The organism is Streptomyces sp. NPDC093586 (assembly GCF_044764905.1).
GTDB lineage: Bacteria > Actinomycetota > Actinomycetes > Streptomycetales > Streptomycetaceae > Streptomyces.
Genome location: NZ_JBIWJA010000030.1, coordinates 33341 through 58574, shown reverse-complemented (window position 1 = coordinate 58574; position 25234 = coordinate 33341). Strand labels below are relative to the sequence as shown.

The following is a 25234-nucleotide window of genomic DNA, read 5'->3' as shown; positions in this document are numbered from 1 at the left end:
ACGCGGGTCGCGTGCGGGGGCTCGTCGTGCTGCCGGCTGCGCTGCGGGACGGTCTCAGTAGACGCTGACGCCGTAGGCGCTCAGGGCCTCCGTGACCGGCTGGAAGAACGTCGTGCCGCCGGAGGAGCAGTTGCCGCTGCCGCCGGAGGTCAGGCCGTACGCGACACCGTTGCTGCCGTAGAGCGGGCCGCCGGAGTCGCCGGGCTCGGCGCAGACCGTGGTCTGGATCAGCCCGGAGACGATGTCGCCGCCGCCGTAGTTGACGGTGGCGTTCAGGGCGGTGACCCGGCCGCTGTGGGTACCGGTGGTCGAGCCGTCGCGGATGACGGTGGTGCCCACGCTCGGGGTGGCCGCGCGGGTGATGTCCACGCCGCCGGCCGTGCCGGGCTTGCTGACGGAGGTGTTGGTGTACCGGACGATGCCGTAGTCGTTGCCCGGGAAGCTGGAGCCGGACGTGGAGCCGAGGACCGTGGTGCGCCCGGAGTTCGAGTACCAGGTGCCGGCGCCGTCGGTGCAGTGACCGGCGGTCAGGAAGTACTGGGTGCCGTTGGAGGCGCGGACGTTGAAGCCGAGGGAGCAGCGCCAGCTGCTCGCGTAGATGGCGTCGCCGCCCTCGATGAGCTTGTTGAACGTGCCGGGGGTGCGCTTGATGGTGAGGGCTCCGGCCTTGTCGCCGGCCTGTTCCTTGATCTTGGCGATCTCGGCCTGGGTGACCGTGCTGTCGACGGTGACGAGCACCCGGCCGGTCTTGGCGTCGACGGCCCAGGCGGTGCCGGGGACGTCGGCCTCGAGCACCGCGCCACTGGCGCTCTGGAGTTCCGCGCCGCTGAAGGTGGCGGGGGCGTCGTCGGACGCGTTCGCGCTGGGGACCGCGATCGCGGCCGCGGCCACGAGGCCGGTGGATACGGCGATCAGCCGGGTCCGTCTCGTGATGCCGCTGCGGGGGTTGGTGCGCTTGATCCTCACTTTTCGTTCCTCCACGGGGGAAGTCGGGGGCCCTCTTGTGGGGTCGGGGGCCCGTGAGGCGCAGCCAGAGGCCGGACGTCCGGGTTCCGGACACGCCGTGCCCCTGACAAGCGCTGAGGTTGGAGTATTCGGCCGACCGGCCGGTCGGCGCAAGAGTGCCTTTCGGCCTTCGACCACCGTCCGGCCGTCTTCACCGACCCCCGTGCTCCGTCAGCGCAGTTCGCGCTCCCCGGCCTCGATCGCGGCCTCCAGCGTGTTCCCCGGCGGCGGGAAGGGGCAGATGAAGTGGTCGGCGAACGCGCACGGCGGCAGCAGCGCGCGGTTGAAGTCGACCGTCGTGCGCCCCTCGGCGTCCGGCGCGCCGGGGCGCAGGAACCGGAAGCGGTAACTGGTGCTCCCGCTGGTGGCGTCCGCGAACACGGCCCACAGCGAGCCGTCCTCCTCCACGGTCACCTGGAGCGTGTGCCGCCGGCCGTCCAGTGCGAAGGCCAGCTCTCCGCCGAGGCCGAGACCGCGCTCCCGCCCGTCCGCGTTCGGCACCCGCACACTGCGCTGCCCGCTGTCGTACGGCGTGAAGCGCCCCGGCACCGACCAGCGCGGATCGTGGGGCGTGGCCGCGATGCCGCGGAACGCGCGCCGCGCCTCGGCGGCCGGGTCGAAGTCGCGCACGCCCCAGACGCCCTCGCGGACCAGGACGACCAGGCGCCGTTCGCCGTGCGCCACGCGGGCCGCGCTCGCCGGTCCCGGATCCGCCGTCAGGCGTGCCGTGCCGTCCAGGGGCCGACCGTCCACGGTCAGTCCGTCCGCCCCGGTGGCCGTCAGCGTCACGGCGTCACCGTCCGCCGCCCAGGTCCCCGGGATGTCCGGAAGCCGCCCGTCCGGACAGTCCTCCAGCCAGTACGTGCCGGTCAGCGCGAGCGGCCCGTAGGGCGCCGAGACCGTCGCCACGCGCTGCTCGTGCCAGCGCTTCCACTCGTCGGATGCGTCCGTCGTCATGGGATCAACCCTTCCACACCGGTTCGGCCAGACCGAGGTGGGAGCGCAGGGTGGCCCCCTCGTACGCGGTGCGGAACGCGCCGCGCTCCTGCAGCAACGGCACCACCCGGTCCACGAACTCGTCGAGCCCGCCGGGGGTCAGATGCGGTACGAGGACGAAGCCGTCGGCGGCGTCCCGCGCCACGGACTCCTCCAGTTCGGCGGCGACCGCCTCGGGGGTGCCGACGAAGGACTGCCGGGCGCTCGCCTCGATCACGGTCTGCCGGATGGACAGCCCCTTCTCCTGCGCCAGGGCCCGCCACTTCTCGGCGATCGCCGTGCTGTCGCCGTGCCGGGTCCGCCCCTGGCCGAGCTGCGGGTCCGGCACCGGATCGATGTCGGGCAGCGGCCCGTCGGGGTCGTACGCGGACAGGTCGACGCCCCAGACCTGCTCCAGCGTCAGGATCGCGGTCTGCGGGGAGACCTGCTGCCGGCGGATCTCCTCGGCGCGCTCCCGTGCCTCGGCGGCGGTGTCCCCGAGGACGACGGTGACGCCGGGCATGATCCTGAGGTCGTCCGGGCGCCGGCCGTACTTCGCCAGGCGCCGTTTGACGTCGGCGTAGAAGGCGCGGCCGGCCTCCAGGCCGCCGTGCCTCGTGAAGATCACGTCGGCGGAGGACGCGGCGAACTCCCGGCCCTCGTCGGAGTCGCCCGCCTGGATCACCACGGGGTGGCCCTGCGGTGAGCGGGGCAGGGCGAACTCGCCCGCGATGTCGAAGTGCCGTCCGTGGTGGGCGAAGGGGCGGGGGGTGCCGCCGGGGATCCAGGAGTCCCACAGTTCGCGGGCGGTGGTCACGAACTCGGCGGCGCGGGTGTACCGCTCGGAGTGGTCCAGGAAGCCGCCGCGCCGGAAGTTCTCGCCGGTGAAGGCGTCGGAGGAGGTCACCACGTTCCAGGCCGCCCGGCCGCCGCTGAGGTGGTCCAGGGTGGCGAGCCGGCGGGCGAGTTCGTAGGGCTCGTTGAAGGTGGCGTTGACCGTGGCGGCCAGGCCCAGGTGCCCGGTGACGGCGGCGAGCGCGTTCAGCACGGTCAGGGACTCGGGGCGGCCGACCACGTCCAGGTCGTGGATGCGGCCCTTGTGCTCGCGCAGCCGCAGCCCCTCGGCGAGGAAGAAGAAGTCGAACAGGCCGCGTTCGGCGGTGCGCGCGAGGTGCTCGAAGGAGGCGAACTCGATCTGCGAGGCCGAGCGGGGATCGGCCCAGACGGTGGTGTTGTTGACGCCGGGGAAGTGCGCGGCGAGGTGCATCGTCCTCCGTACGGTCATGACGCTCCTCCCGCCGCGGCGGCGTACCGGTTGGCGGGCCGGGCGAGGCCCAGGTGGTCCCGGAGCGTGCTGCCCGGGTAGAAGGTGCGGAACAGACCCCGGTGCTGGAGCAGGGGGACGGTGCCGTTGACGAGCCGTTCCAGGTCGCGGCCCGGCTCGGCCGGGGTGAGGTGGAAGCCGTCGACGATGCCGTCCCGGTGCCAGGCGGCGACGAGTTCCGCCAGGTCGACGGGGCCGCCGCGGTACAGCGGGCCGCGCGGGGTGGGCCGGGGTCCGCCTCCGCCGTGGCCGGGCTCGGCCGCGTACTCGCCGTCCCCGAGGTCGATGTCGAGGGTGGCGAGGACGCGCATCGCGTCGGGATCGCGGCCGTGGGCTGCCGCCGAGGCCCGCAGGCCGGCCCGCGCGGCGGCGGCCTCGGCGGGGTGCGCGGTGCGGACGAGGGCCACGTCGGCGTACCGGGCGGCGACCGCGCGGGCGGGTTCCTCGGTGGCGTCGACGACGCGCACGGGGTGGCCCTGCGGGGGTCTCGGCACGATGGAGGGGCCCTTGACCGAGAAGTGGGAGCCGGTGAAGTCGACGTGGTGCAGCTTGGCCCGGTCCACGAAGCGGCCGGTGGCCACGTCCCGGATCTCGGCGTCGTCCTCCCAGCTGTCCCACAGCCGTTCCGCCACGTCGGCGGCCTCGCCGGCCTCCTGCCACAGGACGTCGGCGGGTGCGGCGTGGCGGCGACCGAAGAGGCGGGCCTCGCCCTCGGTGGCCGACACTCCGATCCGCCAGCCGGCCCGGCCGCGGCTGACCCAGTCGAGGGTCGCCACGGCGGCCTGGACGTGGAAGGGCTCGGTGTGGGTGGTGGTGACGGTGGGGACCAGGCCGACGCGCCGCGTGGCGGGCGCGACCCGGGACAGGACGGCGAGCGCGTCGGGGCCGGGGCGGCCGAAGCCGTCGTCCAGGGTCACGAAGTCGAGCGCGCCGCGTTCGGCGAGCCGTGCCGCGGCCACGTAGGAGCCGGCGTCGTACACCGACCGTTGGTCGAGGGCGGCGGCCAGGTGCAGCCGGCGCCGGCCGTGGGATGAGGTCATGCGGAAGAACCCTTTCCGGCAAGCGGTGTCAGTGGGGCTCGCAGAGAGCGGGCGGAGGTCACAGGACCTTGGAGAGGAAGGCCCGGGTGCGCGCGTGGCGCGGGCGGTCCAGTACGTCACCGGGCGGACCCTGCTCGACGATGCGGCCGTCGTCCATGAACACCACGGTGTCGGCGACCTCGCGGGCGAAGCCGATCTCGTGCGTGACGACGATCATGGTGGTGCCCTGCCGGGCCAGGTCCTTGATGACGTCGAGGACCTCGCCGACCAGCTCGGGGTCGAGCGCGGACGTCGGTTCGTCGAACAGGAGCAGCTTCGGCTCCAGGGCCAGCGCCCGTGCGATGGCCACCCGCTGCTGCTGTCCGCCCGACAGGTGGCGGGGGTAGGCGTCCGCCTTGTCGGCGAGGCCCACCCGGTCCAGCAGCCGACGCGCGGCCTCGGCGGCCTCGCGGCGGGGCCGTTTCAGCGCGGAGACCGGCGCCTCGGTGATGTTCTCCAGGACCGTCAGGTGCGGGAAGAGGTGGAAGTTCTGGAAGACGAAGCCGATCCGGGTGCGCTGCCTGAGCACCTCGCGCTCGGGCAGCTCGCGCAGCCGGTCGCCGGTGCGCCGGTAGCCGATCAGGGCGCCGTCCACGCTGATCGCGCCCCGGTCGACCTTCTCCAGGTGGTTGACGGTGCGCAGCAGCGTGGACTTGCCCGAGCCGGAGGGGCCGAGGATCACGGTGACCTCGCCGCCGCGCACGGTGAGGTCGATGCCCTTGAGGACCTCCAGGGCGCCGAAGCTCTTGTGGACGGACCTGATGTCGACCATGACGCTCATCGCGTGGACTCCTCGAGCTGGGGGTGGGGGCCCGCCGCGGGACCGGCGGGGCTGCGCAGGAAGGCCAGCACGGCCCGTGCGGTGGCGTCGTTCTGCCGGAACGCCACCCCGCCGGTGCGGGGCCGGGTGAAGGCGCCGGAACCGCGCGCGTCGGTGTGCGGGCCGAGCGCGAACCGCCGCGGGTGCGGACGGCCGGACCGGTCCAGGACCCGTCCGTCGGACCGGTCGACGGCCAGCAGGCCGTCGGGGGTGGCGGCGGCCCCGTCGGTGTGCAGGGCGCGCAGCAGCGGGTCGCGGGCCCGCTCGACGGTGGGGTGCGGCAGCCGCGCCTCGACCAGGGCCCGTGCCTCCACGGCGGAGCCGGGCACGCTCGCGCCGGACGCCCGGAAGACGCCGTCCTCGGCGGTGACCGTCATGCCGGCGCCCAGGAAGCGGACCACGCCGGCCCGGTTCAGCGCGAGCAACTGCCGCAGCCGGGGCGCGGGCGGGCCGGAGGCGAGGTGGCTGAAGAAGCCGTGCCACCAGTCGCCGACGTCGCCGAGCCGGACCAGCTGCCCGTAGACGGAGAGCAGGGCGAGGAAGACGGCCAGGTCGGGGCTGTGGTCCGGGTCGTTCCGGCGTCGCAGGTCGTCCTCGACGTAGCGGCGCAGCCCCTCCTGGAGCTCGTCGTGCGTGCCGTGGCGCACTCCGTCGAGGGGCCGGTCGAGGGCGGCGAGGTCGAGCCGGTCGGCGGGGTCGGGCACTGCGGCGGCGACGAGAGCGGCGCGTTCGCCGGGGTCCGCGATGGCGTACCGGGCCTCGAAGGCGGGCCAGTCGGCGGTCACCCGCTCGGGGTGGGCGGTGAACAGCCGGTGGTAGTGGGCGAAGCCCAGCTCCTTCTCGACCAGCGGCCACACGTCCCGCCGGAAGTCGTAGCCGTCCGGCCGGGCGAGCAGCGCGTCGACCTCGGCGGGCCCGAAGAACCGCGGCAGCGGGGGCCGGTCGCCGGTCCAGCCGTAGCCGATCTTGGCGTGGTACGGCACCCCGCGCCGCGAGCCGACGTACAGCACCGGCTCCCGCCCGGACGGCACGTACGTGCCGCCGTCGTACCGGCCGCCCCTGCCCTCGGTCAGCAGCACCATCAGGTCGACGAAGGCCAGCCCGAAGCCGCGCACGAGGACGGGTTCACCGGGGCGCAGCGCGGACAGGTCGCTGTCGGCGGTGAAGTCCGGCGGGAGGTGAACCAGGCCGTGGGCGCGGGCGTACGCCGCCAGGTCCCGCTGCTCGTCGTCGGGTTCGGCGTCGAGGTGGCCGAGGGTGAGGACGACCAGGTCGGCGAGGAGCGGGAGGGTCCGGCCCTGGAGCCACACCCGCTGGCGCCCCTCGCGCGGGCCGTCGACCCGCACCGCGCGCCGGGCGTGGTGGTACACCACGAAGCCCGAGGGCAGGGCGGCCACGGCGCGCTCGTACGCCCAGCGCAGGTACGCGCCCTGCACGCGGCGGCCGGCGAAGGTGCGGCCGTCGAGGCCCGCCCACTCGTGCAGGGTGGGGCCCGGCCGTACGGGCCCGGCCATCTCCACCGTCTCGTCGGTGAACATGGTGACGTCCTCGGCGTGCGAGTTCATCCACAGCAGCGGTGACTGCTCCTCGCGCCAGATACGCCCGGCGCCCGGCGGGTGCGGGTCCACGAGGTGGATGTCGAGGCCCGCGTCCCCGTACAGCTCGGGTGCGTTGGCGGCGATGCGCTCCAGCAGGCCGGTGCCGCGCGGTCCGGCACCGACGATCACCAGCGCGGGCCGGGTCATCGGGTGCGCTCCGTGCCGCGCGCGTAGCGCTTCTCGACGTAGTACTGGCCGACGCCGAGCAGCGAGGTGACGACGGTGTACCAGACGGTGGCCACCATCAGCAGGGGGATGACCTGGTAGGTGCGGTGGTAGACGAGCTGGACCGAGTAGAGCAGGTCCTGGACGGCGATGACGCTGACGATGGAGGTGCCCTTGAGGGTGCCGATCAGCATGTTGCCGGCCGGCGGCACGATGGAGCGCATCGCCTGCGGGAGCACGATCCGCCGCCATCGGCGCCACCGGCCGAGGCCGAGGGCCTGCGCGGCCTCGATCTGGCCCCGGTCCACGGAGAGGATGCCGCCGCGCACCACCTCGGCGGCGTACGCGGCCTCGTGCAGGGTCAGGCCGATGATGGCGACGGTGACCGGTCCGAGCAGGTCGACGGTCCGCACGCCGAGGACCCGCGGGTACAGGGCGCCGATGTTGAACCACAGCAGGAGCTGCACCAGGATCGGTATGGACCGGAACAGCCACACGTAGCCCCAGCTCACCGCGCGCAGCACGGGGTTGGCCGAGAGCCGGAACGCGGCGAGCAGCGTGCCGAGCGCGAAGCCGAGGAGCATGACGACGGCGGTCAGCCAGAGGGTCAGCCACAGGCCGCGCAGGACGGCGTCGGAGGTGAAGTAGTCGGCGACGACGTCCCACTGGAAGGCGTCGTTGCGCAGGACGGAGTTGACGGCCAGTGCGAGCAGGACGAGGACGGCGACGGCGGCCGTCCACTGGCCGATGCGGCGTTGCGGAACGATCCGCGGGACGTCCGCCTTGTCCGGGGCGTCCGGGACGGCGGCGGGTCGGTCGAGGGTGTCGGAGGACATGCGAAGGCTCCGTGACATCGAGTCAGTCGGACACGGTGGGTGGTGCCTTCACACGGCCGAGCCCCTCAGCAGAGCCGTGCGCCGAGAGTACGGGGCGGTTTCGGCCCGCTGTCAAGGCTGTCCACACTGTGAGCCGCGTGTCTCAAGTCGTTGACGCGGAACCGGATGCCTGTTCCACTTGGCCCATGCATCCACAGCAGTGGCTGGTCACGCGCTCCCACATCGACTTCGGTCGCGTGTGGTCCTCTTCCTGTTGAGCCGACCCCTCTGCCTGCCCTGATCACCCGATTCCGTCGGGTTTCCCGGGGCTTCCCGTCTGCTCCTCCTCTCTTCACGCCTTCACACGAGCGCCCCTCCCCTCGCGCCGCCCCCTGCCTTCTTCCGTTCCCAGGAGACCACTGCCATGCGTACGCCCACGCGTGCCCGGAAAAGACTCTTCACGCCTTTCGTCCTGATCGCCTCGGCGGCGCTGCTCCTCACCTCGTGCGGCTCCGGCGATCCCGCCGCGGACGTCGCGGGCGCGGCGGCCGGTTCCGACGCGATCCCCACCACGGACGTCCTCTCCGGCGTCGGGAGGAACGCGGCCGCCGCGAAGCTGCTGCCGCCCGGCACCGGGGACCTCACCCTCGCCGTCAGCGTCGGCGGCACCCCGCCCGGTACCACCTATCTGACCGACGGCAAGACGCTGACCGGCCAGGACGTCGACTTCGCGCACGCCGTCGCCAAGGCGCTCGGCGTGCGCCTCAGCACACAGCAGGCCTCCTTCGAGGCGATCCTGCCCGCCCTGGACAGCGGCAAGTACGACATCGGCGCCGCCAACTTCGGCGTGACCGAGGAGCGGCGCAGGACCATCGACTTCGTCACCTACATCAACGACGGCCAGGGCTTCGCCGCCCGCGAGGACAGTGACCTGTCCGAGGTCACCGACCTCGCGCAGCTGTGCGGGCTCAAGGTGGCGACCGGCGCCGGCACCACCTTCGAGGCCACACTGGAGGAGAACAGGCACCGGTGCGCGGACGCCGGGAAGAAGGCCTACGAGGTGCAGACCTACAGCGAGCCCGGCGCCCTGTGGTCGTCCCTCCAGCAGGGCCGCAGCGACATCGTGATGTCCACGATCAACGGCCTGCGCTACGCGGTCGCGCACCAGCGGGACCTGAAGTTCCTGAACGAGTTCCACCGCCTGGACGTCGGTTTCGCCCTCAAGAAGGGATCCGCGCTGGCGCCCGCGCTCCAGGCCGCGGTGAACGGGCTCATCGCCGACGGGACGTACGACAGGATCCTGAAGAAATGGGGGACGACCCAGTCGGCGATCGCCAGGTCACAGATCTCGCCCCCCGAGCTGAAGGACTGACGGCCGCTCAGCAGTCGCACCCGCAGCCGTCGCAGCAGCACCCGTCGCAGCAGTCACCGCAGTTGCTGCAACAGTCGCAGCAATCGCAGCAGTTGCTGCAGTTGCTGCAGTCGCAGCTGCGGCACAGCCCGTCCCTGCGCTGCCGGCTCCAGGGGTCCTCGAACGTGCCGCAGCACATCTGGCACGTGCAGGCCAGCCCCAGCCACACGGCGCACCCCGCGAGCAGCCCCCGCCGGTCACGGTGCGGCGGCTCCGGAGGCATCGGCGCACCGGGGCCGCCCGGGGCGCCGGGCGGGGCGTACGGGTGGCTGCCGTGGGCGCAGGAGGGGGTACCGAAGGCGCGGTCGACGGAGGTGCCCAACTCGTGCACCAGCAGCCGGTGCACCAGCCGGCCGTCGGTGAACTCGGCCTCGCGCAGCGCCAGCCGTATCCCGTGCACGGCGTCGTCGGCCAGCCGGCGGGCCTCCGTGCGCGGGGTGTTGGTGGCGGTGAGCGGGTTCCAGGCGCCCGACGCGGCGTCGGCCTCCTGGTCCTCCACGGCGTCCAGGAGATGGGCGAGCCGGCCGAACAGGCGCCCCGCCTCGGCGAGCGGCTCGGCGTTGTACGGCCGTCCGGCGAGGTGGGCGGTGTGGGCGAACGCGGCGGCGGTCGCGGTCTCGGTCGGCTCGGTGACGGTGAGCAGAGGCGTCCCGGGCCCCGCGAGCATCTCGATGCCGACCTGCCGGTCCACGGCGTCGACCAGGAGGGCGGTGTCGAACCCGACGGCGCCGCCGCTGCGGCGGCCGGCCGCGTCCCAGCCGGCGGCGACCCGGCGGGCGGCGCGGGCCACCGGCCGGCGGGCCAGCAGCCCGTCCCCGTCCGCGACATGGTCGCGGACCTTCGCCGAGGCCAGCACCAGGGAGACGGCCGCCGCGAGCCGGGCACCCTCGCCGTGCGCGACGGACGCGGTACGCATCCCGCGCAACGGGCACGGCCCCGCCGTACGCCGGCCGGCACCCGTGCCGCCCCGCTCGGCCTGAGCCTCCGTCAACACTGATATGAGCAGGCCGTCATAGTTCGTCACGATTCGCGCGAACTGTCCGTGGTCCTTGCGCAGCGCGAGACACAACCCGCACAAATGCGCCATCCACTGACCGGTGAGGCTCTCTCCGAGCCGGTGCCTGCAAGGCCTGACGATTCCGAACACAACATTCCCCCGTGGGTTCGTACGACGCTGAGCTGCGGCATCGTACCGACAGCCGCGTTCACCCGTCCGCACCCCCGCTCACCCGTCCGCCGGGAAGAATCATATTTCACTCACGGTCAGCATCCGTTTGGGAAACGGCCCTTGGGACACAAGGACTCTCGACGGATCCGCTGTGCACCAGTACCGTCACAAACCCCCCGCGCGGCGTCTATCCACTTGGCGCGACGTCCGCATCATGGATGACCATAGGGATGCGGAAGGCACGAAAGACCGCTGTGAGAGGAGGCGTCCATGGGATCGGTACGCAAGGCGAGTGCGTGGCTCGGCCTCGTCGACGACAACGATGACGAGCGCTACTACGACGACGACTACTCCGAGGGCACCGAGTCCCCGGACGCCTGGGTCACGGACCCGCGGGTGGAGGTGGCCTCGGACGTCGCCGAGGAGAAGGACCGCCGGATCGGCACGGTCACCCCGGACAGCTTCCGGGACGCCCGCGCCATCGGCGAGCTGTTCCGGGAGGGTGTCCCGGTCATCATGAACCTGACGGCGATGGAGGCCACCGACGCCAAGCGCGTCGTGGACTTCGCGGCCGGGCTGATCTTCGGTCTGCGGGGTTCGATCGAGCGGGTGTCCACCCGGGTGTTCCTGCTGAGCCCGGCCGACACCCAGGTGATCAGCGGCGATCCGGCCGCGCACCGGTCGGACGGTTTCTTCAACCAGAGCTGAGGCGGGGCCGCGCACCACGGCCCCGCCCCCCCGCCCGAGCCTCACCGGAAGGCGTCGAGACCGGTGAGCGCCTTGCCCAGCACCAACTGGTGCATCTCGACGGTGCCCTCGTAGGTGAGCACCGATTCCAGGTTCGTCGCGTGCCGCATCACGGGATATTCGAGGGAGATCCCGTTGGCGCCGAGGATCGTGCGGGCCGTGCGGCAGATGTCGATGGCCTCGCGCACGTTGTTGAGCTTGCCGAAGCTGACCTGCTCGGGGCGCAGGCGGCCGGCGTCCATCCGCCGCCCCAGGTGATGGGCGAGCAGGATCCCCTTGTGCAGTTCGACCGCCATGTCGGCGAGCTTGGCCTGGGTCAGCTGGAAGCCGCCGATGGGCCGCCCGAACTGCTCCCGCGACGTCGCGTACTCCAGGGCCGCCTCGAAGGAGCTGCGGGCCGCGCCCATCGCGCCCCAGACGATGCCGTAGCGGGCGTGCGAGAGGCAGCTGAGCGGTCCGCGCAGGCCGGTGGCCTCCGGCAGCACGGCGTCCGCGGGCAGCCGTACGTCGTCGAGGACGAGCTCACTGGTGACGCTGGCCCGCAGGGACCACTTGTGCTTGATCTCGGGGGCGGAGAAACCGGGACTGTCGGTGGGGACGAGGAAGCCGCGGATGCCGTCCTCCGTCTGAGCCCAGACGACGGCGACGCCGGCCACCGACCCGTTGGTGATCCACATCTTCCGGCCGTTGAGCACCCAGTCGCCGCCGTCGCGCTCGGCGTGGGTGCGCATGTTCGCGGGGTCGGATCCGTGGTCGGGCTCGGTCAGGCCGAAGCAGCCGATGACCTCGCCGGCGGCCATGCGCGGCAGCCAGGCCCGCTTCTGCTCCTCGCTGCCGAAGCGGTGGATCGCGTACATGGCGAGGGAGCCCTGCACGGAGACCAGCGAGCGGATGCCGGAGTCGGCCGCCTCCAGTTCGAGACAGGCCAGCCCGTACTGCACGGCGGTCGCACCGGCGCAGCCGTAGCCCTCCAGCGACATGCCGAGCGCGCCGATGGAGCCGAGTTCGCGGGCGAGGTCCCGGATGCCGGGCAGCTCGCCCTTCTCGTACCACTGGGCGATGTGCGGCAGCACGCGGTCGGCGGCCCAGCCCCGCACGGTGTCCCGGATCGCCAGGTCCTCCGGCTCCAGCAGGTCGTCGATGCCGAGGGGATCGACGGGGTCGAACGCGGGCGACTTCGGGGACGAGGCCATGGAACACCCTCCGGGACGGTCAAAACTAGCGCTGCTAGTCACGGTTGCACGCCGACGTTACGACGCGACGCCCCGCACGTCCACCATGCTCCCCCACCCGCGCACCACGCGCTCACGCCCACTCGCCCCCACCGCAAGCCGCCGACGGCGCCCAGGCCCCACGGGCGACGTCCATCTCCTGGTCGGCGGTGAACGAGCGGTGCGTGGGCGGGAGACGGTCCGCTCACACGGAGACGCGTGACTCCACGGCGTCCCGAGGCGCGGGCACCTCCACCGCCTCCCCCTCGCACTGCATCACCCGCGGCAACCGCAGCGCCATCACCGCCCCCAACAGCAACAGCCCCGCGCTCACCAGCAACGTCACATGCAGTCCGTGCACGAACGCGTCGCCCGCGGCCCGCCGCAACGCCGCCCCCGAAGGCCCCCCGATCTGCACGGCGACCTGGTACGCCTCCCCCAGCGAGTGCCCCGCCGCCGCCGACGCCGACGCCGGCACCCCGGGAACGCCGCCGGTCAGCCCGGGCCCGTACGCCGCGTTCATCACGCTGCCCAGCAGCGCTATCCCGATCCCGGCGCCGAGCTGGTACGACGTCTCGCCGATCGCCGCCGCGCCGCCGGACTGCTCCGGCGGCGCCTCGCTCAGCATCGACTCGTACGCCCCGAACAGCGTCGTCTCCAGACCGAAGCCGAGCAGCACGAACCCGGACAGCAGCAGCGTGCTGTCGTCCGCCCGGCCCATCGCCGTCAGCAGCAGCACCGCCACCGCCGTCAGACAGAATCCGGCGCACACCGTCCGGCGCGGCCCGAACCGCCGCAGCAGGCGCGCCCCCGCCAGGCCCGCCGCCATCGCCGCGAAGGTCAGGGGCAGCAGCCGCAGCCCGGTCTGCAGCGGTGACAGTCCGAGCACCAGCTGCAGGTACTGCGCCGCGATCAGCTCCAGCCCCACCAGCGCCAGCATGGCCAGCACGATGCAGCCCACCGACGTGCTGAACGCGGGCCGCCGGAACATCCGCAGGTCCACCAGCGGATGCGTCCGGCGTCGCTGACGCCGGACGAAGCCGGCCAGCAGGGCCGCACCCGCCACCAGCGGCAGTACCGTGAACACGCTCGCCACCGGCTCGCCGCCGCCGAGCCGCTTCACGCCCAGGACGACCCCGAACAGCCCGGTCGCCGCCATCAGCGCGCCGACGACGTCCCAGGGACCGGTGCCGTCACCCTTCGACTCGGGCAGCAGCAGCCGCCCCACCGGCAGGCTGACCAGCATCAGCGGGATGTTGACGAGGAAGACCGAGCCCCACCAGAAGTGCTCCAGCAGGAAGCCGCCGAGCAGCGGCCCGATCGCCGCGCCCACCGCGGCGACGGCGCTCCAGATGCCGATGGCCAGTGCCCGCTCCCGCCGGTCGGGGAAGACCTGGCGCAGGATCGACAGCGTCGCGGGCATGATCATCGCCCCGCCGACGCCGAGCAGCGCGCGGGCCGCGATCAGGACCTGGGCGCTCTCGGCGAGGGCCGCCAGCGCGGAGGCGACGCCGAAGAGCGCGTACCCCAGGAGCAGGATCCGTCTGCGGCCGACCCGGTCGCCCAGCGTGCCGAAGAGGATCAGCAGCGAGGCGCAGACGAGGGGGTAGACGTCGACGATCCAGAGCAGTTCGATCGCGCCGGGCCTCAGGTCCTCCGTGACGGCGGGGACCGCCACGTGCAGGACGGTGGCGTCGACGGCGACGAGCAGCAGGCTGACGCAGAGGACGACGAGGACCACCCAGCGGTGGGCACCGGCCCCGGCCGCCCGGCGGCGCAGCGTGGCGGCAGCCGTGGTCGTCCCGGACATGCACGTACCTCCAAGATGTTCCCCTCGCGTCCGGCGGGCCGCGCGGGGCGGGGACTCCCCTGCGGCTCGGCCGGAGAGGAGCGGGGTCTCCGGGCCGTGCAACGGAACGCGAGTGACTCGCCAGCGTACGCCAGTCCGTCGCACACCCGCGTGGTCGGGCTCACACATCCCGCGTGACCTGTGTGGCGTGCGCCACCACCGCTGCCGGACACCCGGCGGGCCGCCACCCCCGGCCGGCCGCCACGCCGGGTGCCCGACGGATAATCGAGCCCGTGAGCGATCTTGAAACGCGCGCGGTCGCGGGCCGCCCCGGTGCCCTGCGCCGGGCCGCCCCGGCCCTCCTCGGCTATGCGGCCGTCCGCGCCCTGGGCCTGGCCGCCCTGGCCCTGTGGAGCGCCGCGCGCGACAAGAGCGCGTACACGCTGCTGACCGCCCGCTGGGACTCCCTCTGGTACACCAGGGTCGCCGAGCTGGGATACGGCTACGAGGTGCGGCTGCCCAACGGCGACGTCCACTCCAACCTGGCCTTCTTCCCCCTGCTTCCCTGGCTGGAGCGGCTGGGCGCGGCGGTGGGTCCGCTGTCGTACGCCGACGCGGGGTTCGCGGTGAGTCTGTCGGCCTCGCTCGCGGCGGCCTGGGGGATCTTCGCGGTGGCGGAGCACGTGTGCGGCCGTCGGCCCGCGGTGTGCGCGGTGCTGCTCTGGGCCGTGCTCCCGGTCGGGATCGTGCAGTCGATGGCGTACAGCGAGTCCCTGTTCACGGCGCTCGCCGCCTGGTCGCTGTACGCGGTGCTGACCGGGCGCTGGGTGACGGCGGGGACGCTGGCCGCGCTGGCCGGACTGACCCGGCCGGTGGGTCTCGCGGTGGCGGCGGCGGTGTGGGCGGCGGCGATCGCGGCATTCGTGCGAAACCGGAGCGAGGCTGTCGCGGACGGCGCCCTCGGGACGTCGCGCGCCCCCGCCGAGGGCGTGCGACGCGCGCTCGGCATGCTCCTCGCGCCCCTGGGCGCCGCCGGATACGTCCTGTGGGTCGGCCACCGCACCGGCCGGGGCCCGCTCGGCTACCTCGACGTCCAGGCCGGCTGGCGCAACGGCTTCGACGGCGGCGTGTCCTTCGCCCGGTTCGTCGGCGGGAAGCTCACCTCGTTCCCGTCGGCCCTGGCGGGCGCCGGCCTGATCGCCGGGGTCGCCCTGCTGCTGTGGCTGTACGTCGTCTGCGTACGGCAGCGCCAGCCGCTCGCGCTGCTGGTGTACTCGGGGATCGTCACCGCCCTCGCCCTGTGCGCGTCGAGCTACTTCGGCTCGAAGCCCCGGCTGCTGCTGCCCGCCTTCCCCCTGCTGCTGCCGCTCGCCCTGGCCCTGGCCCGGCCGCGGACCTCCAGGGCGGTGCTGGTGGTCGCGGGCCTCGCCGTCCTGTCGGCCGGGTACGGCGCGTTCTGGCTGAACGGCTCCGGCCCGCCCTGACCGGGTCCGCTCGCCCGAGGAGCGCCGGGAAAATTCCGCACCGGTATTCGGTGAACCCATTCATAAGCACGATAAAACCGTCGACCGGGCCGATCAAAGGAATTGAGGTCCACGGCCGGACGGATTGCGGATTCCTCGGAAATAGACCACTCCCTGAGAGGAATCCCACATCACATCGTCATCACAAAGCCGTTGATTCGGCGGGGATCACTCCTCACTCGCTGTAACGTCGATTGGGTGCGTACCGAACGGAACCTCACCCGTCTGGACCGGGTGTTCGCGAGACTCGACCGGGAGCCGGAACGACCGGCCCACCTAGATGTGCCGGAGATGAGCCGGCACCGCATTGCGCTGTTCTCGGGGACCCTCGCGTTCTACGTCGCGATCGTGTGGGCCGTGGTGATCACCTCGTGGCTGGTCCGGCTCGACTGGCAGGTCATGTTCTTCCGGCCCTACCAGCAGTGGCCGGAGATCCACGCGTTCGTCGACTACTACGTGGTCCTCGGCCAGCGCGGCCCCACGGCGGTGATGGTCGCGGCCTGGCTCGGCTGGCGGTCCTGGCGGCAGCACACCCTGCGGCCGCTGCTCGCGCTCGGCGCCTCCCTGCTGCTGCTGAACATCACCGTCGGCGCCGCCAAGATCGGCATGGGCCGGCTGGGACCGCACTACGCGACCACGATCGGCGCGAACGAGATGTGGCGCGACGGCGATATATTTCCGAGCGGTCACACCGCGAACGCCGTGGTGACCTGGGGAATCCTGGCCTACCTGGCATCGACGCCGAGGGCCCGGCGCTGGCTGTCGGCGCTGTCGGCGGTCACCTCCCTCGGGGTCGGGATGTCCACCGTCTACCTCGGTACGCACTGGCTCAGCGACGTGCTCCTCGGCTGGGCCGCGGGGCTGCTGATCCTGCTGGCGCTGCCGTGGTGCGAGCCGCTGATCGGCCGCACGGAGACCTGGGTCCTCGGCCTGCGGGACCGGTGGGCCGCCCGGCGCGGCCGCGTGGGGCCGGCGAAGCAGCCGGTCGCCGCCCCCGTGGTGCTCGCGCACCCCGTCACCGGCCGGGACGAGGCCCCGGCGCGCGAACCGGTCGCCGCGCCCCGCACCCGGGCCCCGGTGTACCTGGCCCCGGGCCCGCACACGACCCGCTCGGACCGCACGCCGATCACCCCGGCGGGCAGCCGCCGTCCACCGCACGCCGACCGCCACCCGCGCAGCACGGCCCCGGCGGCACGGCCGCTGTCCGGCGGCTGACCGCCCACGGGCACGCGGGGGCCGGTACGCACGGCCTTCCCCCGCAGCACGACGGCCCCGGTCCTCCCAGGAGGGCCGGGGCCGTCGGCGTGTGTCAGCCCTTCCAGGCACGGGCCACGCGGCCGTCCCTCACCTCGAAGTTGAGCCGGCCCACGCGGTACTCCATGGTGATGACCGTCCCCGGCTCCAGCGACCGCACCGTCGACCACCCCCGCTCGCGCGCGAGCCGTTCGGCTGCCCCGGAGTCGAGGCCGACGTAGGCGTCCGTACTGTCCTGGGGTTCGGCGGGCGGTGTCGGAATCGGTGCCATGTCACCACGCTATGCCCTGCCCCACGGACGGGGAAGCCCAGGTCCGTATCACAGGTCACGGAAGCCCCCACAGTCACACTTCCGTCACAGGATCACCGTGTGCTTTGACCGAACTCTGTCACCCGAACGGACGATTCCACACGCCTTTACGAAGTCCGCGAGTGTAATTCCGGAGCGCCGAACCGCCCCCTCGAATAAGCGAACGAGAAAAGACTCCGAAGCGCCCCGGTGATTTCGTTCCCTTTCCTCCGGGCGGGACCGAACAAGCACGCGAGGACCGAGTGCCGACACAGAAAACACACACTGTGCTCAGCTGTTCGCCGAAGCCCGTCGTCATCAGCTGCGGCCCACTGGGCGAGTCCGCCGGCGGTCGCGGACGGCTCGTGCCCGCCACCGCCGGCCGGTCAGCGCGATGGCGTACATCGGCAGGCCGTTGTCCGCGCGCGGCAGGGACGGTCTCCACGGGGCCGTGCCGTGTGTCCGCGCGCCGGGGAAGAGGAGGACGGGCTCGCATGCCGACGACGTCGCCCAGCAGCCGGGCGGACGGGTACGGCGGGCCCCGGCGGCGAGCCGGGTGCCGTAGTCCCGGCCCCGTACGGTCGGCCCGTCGTCCGCGAGGCGCGGCCCGGCCGCATCGGCGTGCGGTGCGCGCAGCCGGCTGCGGACGGTGAGGTCGCCCCGCCGGGTGGCGTACGGCCACGTGGCCGATCGAGGCGCGGGGGACGTGCCGCGCGCCGAACTGTTTCGGTCACCCGGTTCATTCGCCGATTTCCTGATGTGTCGACCTGCCGATCCAGCGATCTCCGGCTCGTCACTTCCCGCCAACTCTCCTGCCGAGGAACGCACTTGGCAGTCACTGAGCGGCGCCGTGGCCACCCCGGCCCCGGCGCCGGGCGGTTCGATTCCGTTCGCCGCGGGGCGTGACTACCACCGCGGATCGCCCGTTGTCTTCAGCATGAGCCGGGGACCCACCCCGGACCACGGGCCGGGGGCCACCCGACCCGGCCACGTACCGCATCCCGAGGGAGCCACCCGTGCCGCGCATGCTCGACGTCAGCGACGACGTACGCGCCGAGATCGGCGACGAAGAAGCCGACCGCCTGCTCGTCGGGGAGTCCACCCCGGGCAGTTACGACTGCACGTCCTGCCGCACTCCGGGCGACTGTGAGCAGGAGCGCACCAGCACCGTTCTCTTCGTCGGGGACGAGACCGCCGTTCTCGCCTTCGCCCACGCCGGCTGTCTGCCCTCACAGGTCGTCAGGGTGACCGAGGAACAGCTCCAGGGGGCCGTGAGGTCCATCAACAGCGACTCCGCCCACCCGCAGCCGCAGCCGCAGCCGGAGACCGCTGCGCCCGAGCAGGCCGTGCTGGGCGTCACCAGCGGGCTCGTCCTGCTCACCGACGAGCTGCACCCGGCCCTCGTGGTCGAGCCGACCGCCCCCATCGTGCGGCCCGGCACCACCGGTACCGGCGACGACTTCCTGCCGCTGCTCATCGAGCAGGGCTTCATGCCGGTCGCCGAGCTGTCCACCGCCCCCGCCGTGCTGCACGGCTGGTCGGTGCTGCTCGCCATGGGCCAGCTGCACGCGGTGCTCCAGCCGGGGACGAACGGCGGCCGACCGGTGGCCTGGTGGCAGGCGCACCAGCCCCTCCAGGTCACCGAGGGCTGGCGCGCGGCGGCCACCAAGCAGCAGCAGGTACTGATGTTCGCGGCGCCGGTCGGGACGATCGGCCGACAGCCCCGGGAGGACCTGCTGCGCGAGGCACTGGACAGGGCGGCGGCGCACGGCCGGCTGGTCGCCGCCGCGTTGCCCCTGGCCGGGACCTGATCACCGGCCTCGGGTGACCGCCGCCCGGGCCGCATCCCTTCCGGCCCGGGGTCGTTTGGACATACGTGCACGCATACGACTCCTCCCACCGCCACGGTGGCCCCTCGGCCACGCCGATCTACGACGCGCTCTACGCCGAGTACGTCAGGTCCTTCCGCTCGCTGCCGGGGGATCGCAGCGGCGAGGAGGAGCTGGAGTTCACCGGGTTCCGGGACATGTCCCGCGGCCGGGGCTACAACGCCTACAGCGTGGGCGCCCAGAGCACCCGGCTCGGCCAGCAGTCACCGTGGCAGCGCGTCGGCCAGCTGGGACCGCACGGCACCGGGACGATGCGCCACGTCCCGGCCGCGCTGCCGCCGGCCCCACGCAGGGGCGCCTGAGCGCGATGAGCGACGAGAAGGGGCGGTCCCGGCCGGGACCGCCCCTTCTCGTCGCTCATCGCGGCTTCTTCGCTACTTCTTCTTCGCGCCGCGCTTCTCGCGCACCCGCACCGAGATGTGGATCGGCGTCCCCTCGAAGCCGAACTCCTCCCGCAGCCGGCGCTCGATGAAACGCCGGTAGCCCGCCTCGATGAAGCCCGAGGCGAAGAGCACGAACCGCGGGGGCTTGGTGCCCGCCTGCGTGCCGAACAGGATGCGCGGCTGCTTGCCGCCCCGCACCGGGTGCGGGTGGGCGGCGACCAGCTCGCCGAGGAAGGCGTTCAGCCGGCCCGTCGGAACGCGGGTCTCCCAGCCGGCCAGCGCCGTCTCGATCGCCGGGACGAGCTTCTCCATGTGCCGTCCGGTCTGCGCCGAGACGTTCACCCGCGGCGCCCACGCGACCTGGCCGAGCTCGGTCTCGATCTCCCGCTCCAGGTAGTAGCGGCGCTCCTCGTCGAGGGTGTCCCACTTGTTGTAGGCGACGACGATCGCGCGGCCCGCCTCGACGGCCATGGTGACGATCCGCTGGTCCTGTACCGAGATGGACTCGGAGGCGTCGATGAGGACGACGGCCACCTCCGCCTTCTCGACGGCGGCCGCGGTGCGCAGCGAGGCGTAGTAGTCGGCGCCCTGCTGGAGGTGGACGCGCTTGCGGATGCCCGCCGTGTCGACGAACTTCCAGGTCTTGCCGCCGAGCTCGATCAGCTCGTCGACCGGGTCGCGGGTGGTGCCGGCGAGTTCGTTGACGACGACGCGCTCCTCGCCCGCCACCTTGTTCAGCAGCGACGACTTGCCGACGTTGGGCCGGCCGATCAGGGCCACGCGGCGCGGGCCGCCCACGGCGGTGCCGAAGGTCTGGGCCGGAGCCTCGGGCAGGGCCTCCAGGACCTTGTCCAGCATGTCGCCGGTGCCGCGGCCGTGCAGCGCGGAGACCGGGTGGGGCTCTCCCAGTCCCAGCGACCACAGGTAGGAGGCGTCCGCCTCGCCGCTCGGGCCGTCCACCTTGTTGGCGCACAGCACGACGGGCTTGCCGGCCTTGCGCAGCAGCCGTACGACCGCCTCGTCGGTGTCGGTGGCGCCGACCTTGGCGTCCACGACGAAGACGACCGCGTCGGCGGCCTCGATCGCGTACTCGGCCTGGGCGGCGACGGAGGCGTCGATGCCGAGGACGTCCTGCTCCCAGCCGCCGGTGTCGACGACCTTGAAGCGGCGCCCGGCCCATTCGGCCTCGTAGGTGACGCGGTCGCGGGTGACACCGGGCTTGTCCTCGACGACCGCCTCGCGGCGGCCGATGATGCGGTTCACCAGGGTCGACTTGCCGACATTGGGACGGCCGACGACGGCGAGGACGGGCAGCGGGCCGTGCCCGGCCGCCTCGATGGCGCCCTCGACCTCCTCCAGGTCGAAGCCCTCTTCCGCGGCGAGCTCCATGAACTGCGCGTACTCGGCGTCGCCAAGCGCCCCGTGGTCGTGCTCCTCGCCCGAACCCTCGGAGTGGATGTCGTCGTTCATGAAGTCCGTACCTCGTTCATCGTGGTGATCGGTGGGCCGGCCCTGTGCCGGTGGTCCACTACTGAAGTGTCGCCCGGCGGCCGGTGAGCCGCCTGGCGTTTTCCAGGTGCGCGGTGAGCTGCTTCTGGATGCGTTCGGTCGCCTCGTCCAGCGCCTTGCGGGTGCGTCGTCCGCTGCCGTCGCCCGCGTCGAAGGGGTCGCCGAAGACGACGTCGACGCGGGAGCGCAGGGGCGGTAGTGCCTTTATCAACCGTCCGGGCCGCTCGGAACTTCCCAGGACGGCGACCGGGACGATCGGGGCGCCGCCGCGCAGGGCGAAGTAGGCGAGGCCGGCGCGCAGCGACGCGAAGTCGCCCTCGCCGCGGGTGCCCTCCGGGAAGATGCCCAGCACGCCGCCGCTCTCCAGCACGCCGAGCGCCCGGGCGATGGCCGCGCGGTCGGTGGAGTGGCGGTCCACCTTCAGCTGGCCGATGCCGGTCAGGAACTGCCCGAGCGGTCCGACGAACGCCTCCTTCTTGATCAGGAAGTGCGTCGGCCGGGGCGCCACGCCCATGACCATCGGGCCGTCGATGTTGTGCGCGTGGTTGACGGCGAAGATCAGCGGGCCGGTCGTGGGCACCCGCCAGGCGCCGAGCACGCGCGGCTTCCACAGGCCGTACATCAGGCCGACGCCGATGCGCCGCCCGACCTCGGCGCCCTTCTCGGAGGGGACGGAGGGTGAGGTCACTTACCCGCCCGCTTCTCCTCGACGAGGGTGACGACGCACTCGATGACCTGCGGGAGGGTGAGGTCGGTGGTGTCCACCTCGACCGCGTCGTCCGCCTTGGCGAGCGGCGAGGTCTTGCGGCTGGAGTCGGCCGCGTCCCGCTTGATCAGGGCCTCGCGGGTGGCCTGCACGTCGGCGTCCTTGAGCTCGCCGCTGCGCCGGGCGGCGCGGGCCTCCGGCGAGGCGGTCAGGAAGATCTTCAGGTCGGCGTCGGGCAGCACGGTCGTGCCGATGTCGCGGCCCTCGACGACGATGCCCCGCTCGGCGGCGGCGGCGATGGTGCGCTGCAGCTCGGTGATCCGGGCCCGCACCTCGGGGACGGCGCTGACCGCGCTCACCTTGGAGGTGATCTCCTGGGTGCGGATCGGGCCGGCCACGTCCACTCCGTCGACCGCGATGGTCGGGCCCGCCGGGTCGGTGCCGGACACGATCTCGGGCTTGCCGGCCGCGGCCGCGACGGCGTGCGGGTCGGCTATGTCGATGCCGTTGGTCACCATCCACCAGGTGATCGCCCGGTACTGGGCGCCGGTGTCCAGGTAGCTCAGGCCGAGCCGCGCGGCGACGGCCTTCGACGTGCTCGACTTGCCCGTGCCGGAGGGGCCGTCGATGGCGACAATCACGGCCGGGGCGGTCGGGGCGGCGCCGTTCTCCACGAGGGGACACCTTCCTGGTGCGGTGCGGTGGGTGGTGTGCGGGACGCGAGCGCGTCCCGCACCAGGTTACTGGGTCGGCGGGGCCCCTCCGACAGGCGCCTGATCCCGCGCGGCCTCGTGCGTCACTGCCGGATCGCCCAGCCCCGTTCCTTCAGGGCCGCCGTCAGCGCGGCGGCGGCCTTCGGCTCCACCATCAGCTGCACCAGGCCGGCCTGCTGCCCGGTGGCGTGCTCGATCCGCACGTCCTCGATGTTGACGCCGGCCCGGCCCGCGTCCGCGAAGATGCGGGCGAGCTGTCCCGGCTGGTCGTCGATGAGGACGACGACGGTCTCGTAGACGCGCGGCGCGGAGCCGTGCTTGCCGGGGACCCGGACCTGGCCGGCGTTGCCGCGCCGCAGGACCGCCTCGATGCCGGCGCTGCCCTCGCGGCGCTTGTCGTCGTCGGAGGACTGCAGGGAGCGCAGGGCCCGCACCGTCTCCTCCAGGTCGGCGGCGACGTCGCCGAGCAGGTCGGCGACCGGCCCCGGGTTCGCGGAGAGGATGTCGATCCACATCCGGGGGTCGGAGGCGGCGATCCGGGTCACGTCGCGGATGCCCTGCCCGCACAGCCGTACGGCGGCCTCCTCGGCGTGCTCCAGGCGGGCGGCGACCATGCTGGAGACCAGGTGGGGCATGTGGGAGACGAGCGCCACGGCGCGGTCGTGGGCGTCGGCGTCCATCACGACCGGCACGGCCCGGCAGTGCGAGACCAGTTCCAGCGCGAGGTTGAGGACCTCGGTGTCGGTGTCCCGGGTCGGGGTCAGCACCCACGGGCGGCCCTCGAAGAGGTCGCCGGTGGCGGCCAGCGGGCCGGACTTCTCACGGCCGGACATGGGGTGGGTGCCGATGTACGCGGAGAGGTCGGCCCCGCGCGCCTCCAGTTCGCGCCGGGGGCCGCCCTTGACGCTGGCCACGTCGATGTAGCCGCGGGCGAGCCCGCGCCCCATGGCGTCGGCGAGCACGTCGGCGACCAGGGCCGGCGGGGCGGCGACGATCGCGAGGTCGACGGGCCCTTCGGGGGCCTCGTCGGTGCCGGCGCCGAGGGCGGCGGCGGTACGGGCCTGCTCGGGGTCCCGGTCGGCGAGGTGCACGACGACGCCCCGTGCGGTCAGGGCGAGGGCGGCGGAGGTGCCGATGAGGCCGGTGCCGATGACGAGTGCGGTTCTCACTGGGCGATGTCCTTGCGCAGGGCCGCGGCGGCGCCCAGGTAGACGTGGGCGATCTCGGCGCGGGGCCGGTCGGACTCGATGTGGGCGAGGATCCGGACGACGCGCGGCATGGCGCCCTCGACGTCCAGTTCCTGGGCACAGATCAGCGGGACGTCGGTGATGCCGAGCCCCCGGGCGGCGGCGGCCGGGAAGTCGCTGTGCAGGTCGGGCGTGGCCGTGAACCAGATGCTGATCAGGTCGTCGCCGGTCAGCCCGTTGCGCTCCAGGACAGCGGTCAGCAGGGCCGCGACCCGCTCGTTCATGTGCCCGGCCTCGTCCCGTTCCAGTTGGACGGCGCCCCGGACCGCTCGTACCGCCACGGCGATGCTCCTTGCTGACGTGCGTTCGGCTCTTGGTCCGTCCAGCGTAGTCAGCCCGTGCCGGGCCGGTGCCCGGCGCCCGCCTCCTGAGACGCTGGTCCCGGCCCCGGCCACCACCCTCTCATCCCCCTCACTCCCGGAGCGACGACATGACGCACAGTCCGACCCGCCGTACGGTCCTTCTCTGCACGGGCGCGGCGACGCTCGCCGTGAGCTGCGGCGGAGGGGGTGGGGACGGGGGCGGAGCCGGGAACACCGGCTCCCCGACCGCCCCGCCGGGGCGGGAGCTGGCCCCGACGAGTGACATCCCGGTCGGCGGTGGCAAGATCTTCGACGCCGAGAAGATCGTGGTGACCCAGCCGGAGAAGGGCGACTTCAAGGCCTTCTCCGCGGTCTGCACCCACCAGGGCTGCATCGTGTCCCAGGTGCGCGACGGCACCATCGACTGCGCCTGCCACGGCAGCAGGTTCGCCATCACCGACGGCGCGGTGGAGCGGGGCCCGGCGACGAAGCCGCTGCCCGAGAAGCGGATCACCGTGGAGGGAAATTCGGTCCGCCTGGTGTGAGAGGCCGACGTACGCTCCCGGGCATGCATCCCGAGACGCTGGTACGCGACCACACGATCTACGCCTGTGTCATGGGGTCGCGCGCCTTCGGCCTGGCGACGGAGGACAGCGAAACGGACCGTCGGGGCGTCTTCCTCGCCCCGACCCCGCTGTTCTGGCGCTTCGAGAAGCCGCCGGCCCACGTCGAGGGGCCGGCCGAGGAGCAGTTCGGCTGGGAGCTGGAGCGCTTCTGCGAGCTGGCGCTGCGCGCGAACCCGAACATCCTGGAGTGCCTGTACTCCCCGCTCGTGGAGTACGCCGACGAGACCGGCCGTGAACTCCTCGCCCTGCGCGGGGCGTTCCTGTCCCGCCGGGTCCACGCGACGTTCACCCTCCCCCACGCTCGGCTTCGCTCGCGCGGGCGGTGCCCCCATCGCCCACGGCCGGCGCCGCGAGCTGGACGCCGACGTGCGCACGCACGGCGCCCCGCGCTGGAAGCACGCCATGCACCTGCTGCGGCTGCTGGAGTCCGCCCGCGACCTGCTGCGCACGGGAACCCTCACCGTCGACGTCGGCGACCGGCGCGAGGCGCTGCTCGCCGTGAGGCGGGGCGAGGTGCCCTGGCCGGAGGTGGAGTCCCGGATGGCCCGCCTGGCGGAGGAGGGCGAGGAGGCCGTCCGCCGCAGCCCGCTGCCCGAGGAACCGGACCGGCACCGCGTGGAGGACTTCCTCGTCCGCACCCGCCGCGCCTCGGCCCTGGAGGGGGCCGGGCGGGGCTGACGTCCTCC

23 protein-coding genes and 1 pseudogene are annotated in these 25234 nt (G+C 73.1%); 8 read left to right on the top strand and 16 right to left on the bottom strand.

Annotated elements, in window-relative coordinates:
- Positions 1-54 precede the first annotated feature (54 nt).
- From ACIRFH_RS26710 to ACIRFH_RS26680, 7 genes are all read right to left on the bottom strand, one after another.
- On the bottom strand, positions 55-966 hold the full coding sequence (locus tag ACIRFH_RS26710) for a S1 family peptidase (protein WP_403525762.1): 912 nt from the start codon (positions 964-966) through the stop codon (positions 55-57).
- Positions 967-1176: 210 nt separating this feature from the next.
- The gene (locus tag ACIRFH_RS26705) at positions 1177-1962 is read right to left on the bottom strand and encodes a DUF1684 domain-containing protein (RefSeq protein ID WP_403525759.1); all 786 of its coding nucleotides are present in this window, start codon (positions 1960-1962) and stop codon (positions 1177-1179) included.
- Between the two features lie 4 nt (positions 1963-1966).
- Entirely contained in the window at positions 1967-3265 is a 1299-nt protein-coding gene (locus ACIRFH_RS26700) for an NtaA/DmoA family FMN-dependent monooxygenase (RefSeq protein ID WP_403525756.1), read from the bottom strand.
- The gene (locus tag ACIRFH_RS26695) at positions 3262-4344 is read right to left on the bottom strand and encodes an LLM class flavin-dependent oxidoreductase (protein WP_403525753.1); all 1083 of its coding nucleotides are present in this window, start codon (positions 4342-4344) and stop codon (positions 3262-3264) included. The genes ACIRFH_RS26700 and ACIRFH_RS26695 overlap by 4 nt, the downstream gene beginning before the upstream one ends.
- Positions 4345-4402: 58 nt before the next feature.
- Entirely contained in the window at positions 4403-5164 is a 762-nt protein-coding gene (locus ACIRFH_RS26690) for an amino acid ABC transporter ATP-binding protein (RefSeq protein WP_403525750.1), read from the bottom strand.
- Complete coding sequence (locus tag ACIRFH_RS26685; RefSeq protein WP_403525747.1) at positions 5161-6948, bottom strand: FAD/NAD(P)-binding protein; 1788 nt, start codon at positions 6946-6948, stop codon at positions 5161-5163. The genes ACIRFH_RS26690 and ACIRFH_RS26685 overlap by 4 nt, the downstream gene beginning before the upstream one ends.
- A complete protein-coding gene (locus tag ACIRFH_RS26680; protein WP_403525744.1) occupies positions 6945-7802 on the bottom strand; it encodes an amino acid ABC transporter permease in 858 nt (285 codons plus the stop codon). Before ACIRFH_RS26680 ends, ACIRFH_RS26685 begins: the two co-directional genes overlap by 4 nt.
- Positions 7803-8205: 403 nt before the next feature.
- Here ACIRFH_RS26680 and ACIRFH_RS26675 point away from each other — a divergent pair, with 403 nt between their 5' ends.
- On the top strand, positions 8206-9153 hold the full coding sequence (locus ACIRFH_RS26675; protein WP_403525741.1) for an ABC transporter substrate-binding protein: 948 nt from the start codon (positions 8206-8208) through the stop codon (positions 9151-9153).
- Positions 9154-9160: 7 nt separating this feature from the next.
- Here the strand turns inward: ACIRFH_RS26675 and ACIRFH_RS26670 are convergent, their stop codons facing one another.
- On the bottom strand, positions 9161-10339 hold the full coding sequence (locus ACIRFH_RS26670) for a DUF5685 family protein (protein WP_403525738.1): 1179 nt from the start codon (positions 10337-10339) through the stop codon (positions 9161-9163).
- Positions 10340-10630: 291 nt separating this feature from the next.
- Here ACIRFH_RS26670 and ACIRFH_RS26665 point away from each other — a divergent pair, with 291 nt between their 5' ends.
- On the top strand, positions 10631-11068 hold the full coding sequence (locus ACIRFH_RS26665; protein WP_403525735.1) for a cell division protein SepF: 438 nt from the start codon (positions 10631-10633) through the stop codon (positions 11066-11068).
- A gap of 41 nt (positions 11069-11109) precedes the next feature.
- Here the strand turns inward: ACIRFH_RS26665 and ACIRFH_RS26660 are convergent, their stop codons facing one another.
- Together ACIRFH_RS26660 and ACIRFH_RS26655 are read right to left on the bottom strand one after the other, a co-directional pair.
- Complete coding sequence (locus tag ACIRFH_RS26660) at positions 11110-12300, bottom strand: acyl-CoA dehydrogenase family protein (protein ID WP_403525732.1); 1191 nt, start codon at positions 12298-12300, stop codon at positions 11110-11112.
- 223 nt (positions 12301-12523) lie between these two features.
- Positions 12524-14128 carry an MFS transporter gene (locus ACIRFH_RS26655; protein WP_403525729.1) on the bottom strand — a complete coding sequence of 535 codons (1605 nt, stop codon included), beginning with the start codon at positions 14126-14128 and terminating at the stop codon, positions 12524-12526.
- Positions 14129-14400: 272 nt separating this feature from the next.
- Between ACIRFH_RS26655 and ACIRFH_RS26650 the strand changes: the two genes are divergently transcribed.
- Positions 14401-15591 carry a mannosyltransferase family protein gene (locus ACIRFH_RS26650; RefSeq protein ID WP_403525726.1) on the top strand — a complete coding sequence of 397 codons (1191 nt, stop codon included), beginning with the start codon at positions 14401-14403 and terminating at the stop codon, positions 15589-15591.
- A gap of 237 nt (positions 15592-15828) precedes the next feature.
- The gene (locus tag ACIRFH_RS26645) at positions 15829-16845 is read left to right on the top strand and encodes a phosphatase PAP2 family protein (protein ID WP_403525723.1); all 1017 of its coding nucleotides are present in this window, start codon (positions 15829-15831) and stop codon (positions 16843-16845) included.
- A gap of 94 nt (positions 16846-16939) precedes the next feature.
- Here ACIRFH_RS26645 and ACIRFH_RS26640 read toward each other — a convergent pair whose 3' ends face one another.
- A complete protein-coding gene (locus ACIRFH_RS26640; protein ID WP_403525720.1) occupies positions 16940-17155 on the bottom strand; it encodes an I78 family peptidase inhibitor in 216 nt (71 codons plus the stop codon).
- Between the two features lie 1034 nt (positions 17156-18189).
- On the opposite strand from ACIRFH_RS26640, the gene ACIRFH_RS26635 reads away from it, so the two are divergent.
- Positions 18190-18984, top strand: a complete 795-nt coding sequence (locus ACIRFH_RS26635; RefSeq protein ID WP_403525717.1) for a hypothetical protein — start codon at positions 18190-18192, stop codon at positions 18982-18984.
- 65 nt (positions 18985-19049) lie between these two features.
- Positions 19050-19364 (top strand): hypothetical protein, encoded by a 315-nt coding sequence (locus tag ACIRFH_RS26630; RefSeq protein ID WP_403525714.1) that lies wholly within the window; start codon positions 19050-19052, stop codon positions 19362-19364.
- A 72-nt stretch (positions 19365-19436) separates the two neighbouring features.
- On the opposite strand, the gene der is transcribed toward ACIRFH_RS26630, so the two are convergent.
- From der to aroH, 5 genes are all read right to left on the bottom strand, one after another.
- Positions 19437-20915 (bottom strand): ribosome biogenesis GTPase Der, encoded by a 1479-nt coding sequence (gene der, locus ACIRFH_RS26625; protein WP_403525711.1) that lies wholly within the window; start codon positions 20913-20915, stop codon positions 19437-19439.
- Between the two features lie 58 nt (positions 20916-20973).
- The gene (locus ACIRFH_RS26620) at positions 20974-21576 is read right to left on the bottom strand and encodes a lysophospholipid acyltransferase family protein (RefSeq protein ID WP_403525873.1); all 603 of its coding nucleotides are present in this window, start codon (positions 21574-21576) and stop codon (positions 20974-20976) included.
- A 62-nt stretch (positions 21577-21638) separates the two neighbouring features.
- On the bottom strand, positions 21639-22334 hold the full coding sequence (gene cmk / locus ACIRFH_RS26615) for a (d)CMP kinase (protein ID WP_403525708.1): 696 nt from the start codon (positions 22332-22334) through the stop codon (positions 21639-21641).
- A 122-nt stretch (positions 22335-22456) separates the two neighbouring features.
- Complete coding sequence (locus tag ACIRFH_RS26610) at positions 22457-23542, bottom strand: prephenate dehydrogenase (protein WP_403525705.1); 1086 nt, start codon at positions 23540-23542, stop codon at positions 22457-22459.
- Complete coding sequence (aroH, locus tag ACIRFH_RS26605) at positions 23539-23901, bottom strand: chorismate mutase (protein WP_403525702.1); 363 nt, start codon at positions 23899-23901, stop codon at positions 23539-23541. The genes ACIRFH_RS26610 and aroH overlap by 4 nt, the downstream gene beginning before the upstream one ends.
- Positions 23902-24050: 149 nt before the next feature.
- On the opposite strand from aroH, the gene ACIRFH_RS26600 reads away from it, so the two are divergent.
- Both ACIRFH_RS26600 and ACIRFH_RS26595 read left to right on the top strand, forming a co-directional pair.
- Entirely contained in the window at positions 24051-24467 is a 417-nt protein-coding gene (locus ACIRFH_RS26600) for a Rieske (2Fe-2S) protein (RefSeq protein ID WP_403525699.1), read from the top strand.
- A gap of 23 nt (positions 24468-24490) precedes the next feature.
- Positions 24491-25226, top strand: a pseudogene (locus tag ACIRFH_RS26595) (DNA polymerase beta superfamily protein).
- Positions 25227-25234 lie beyond the last annotated feature (8 nt).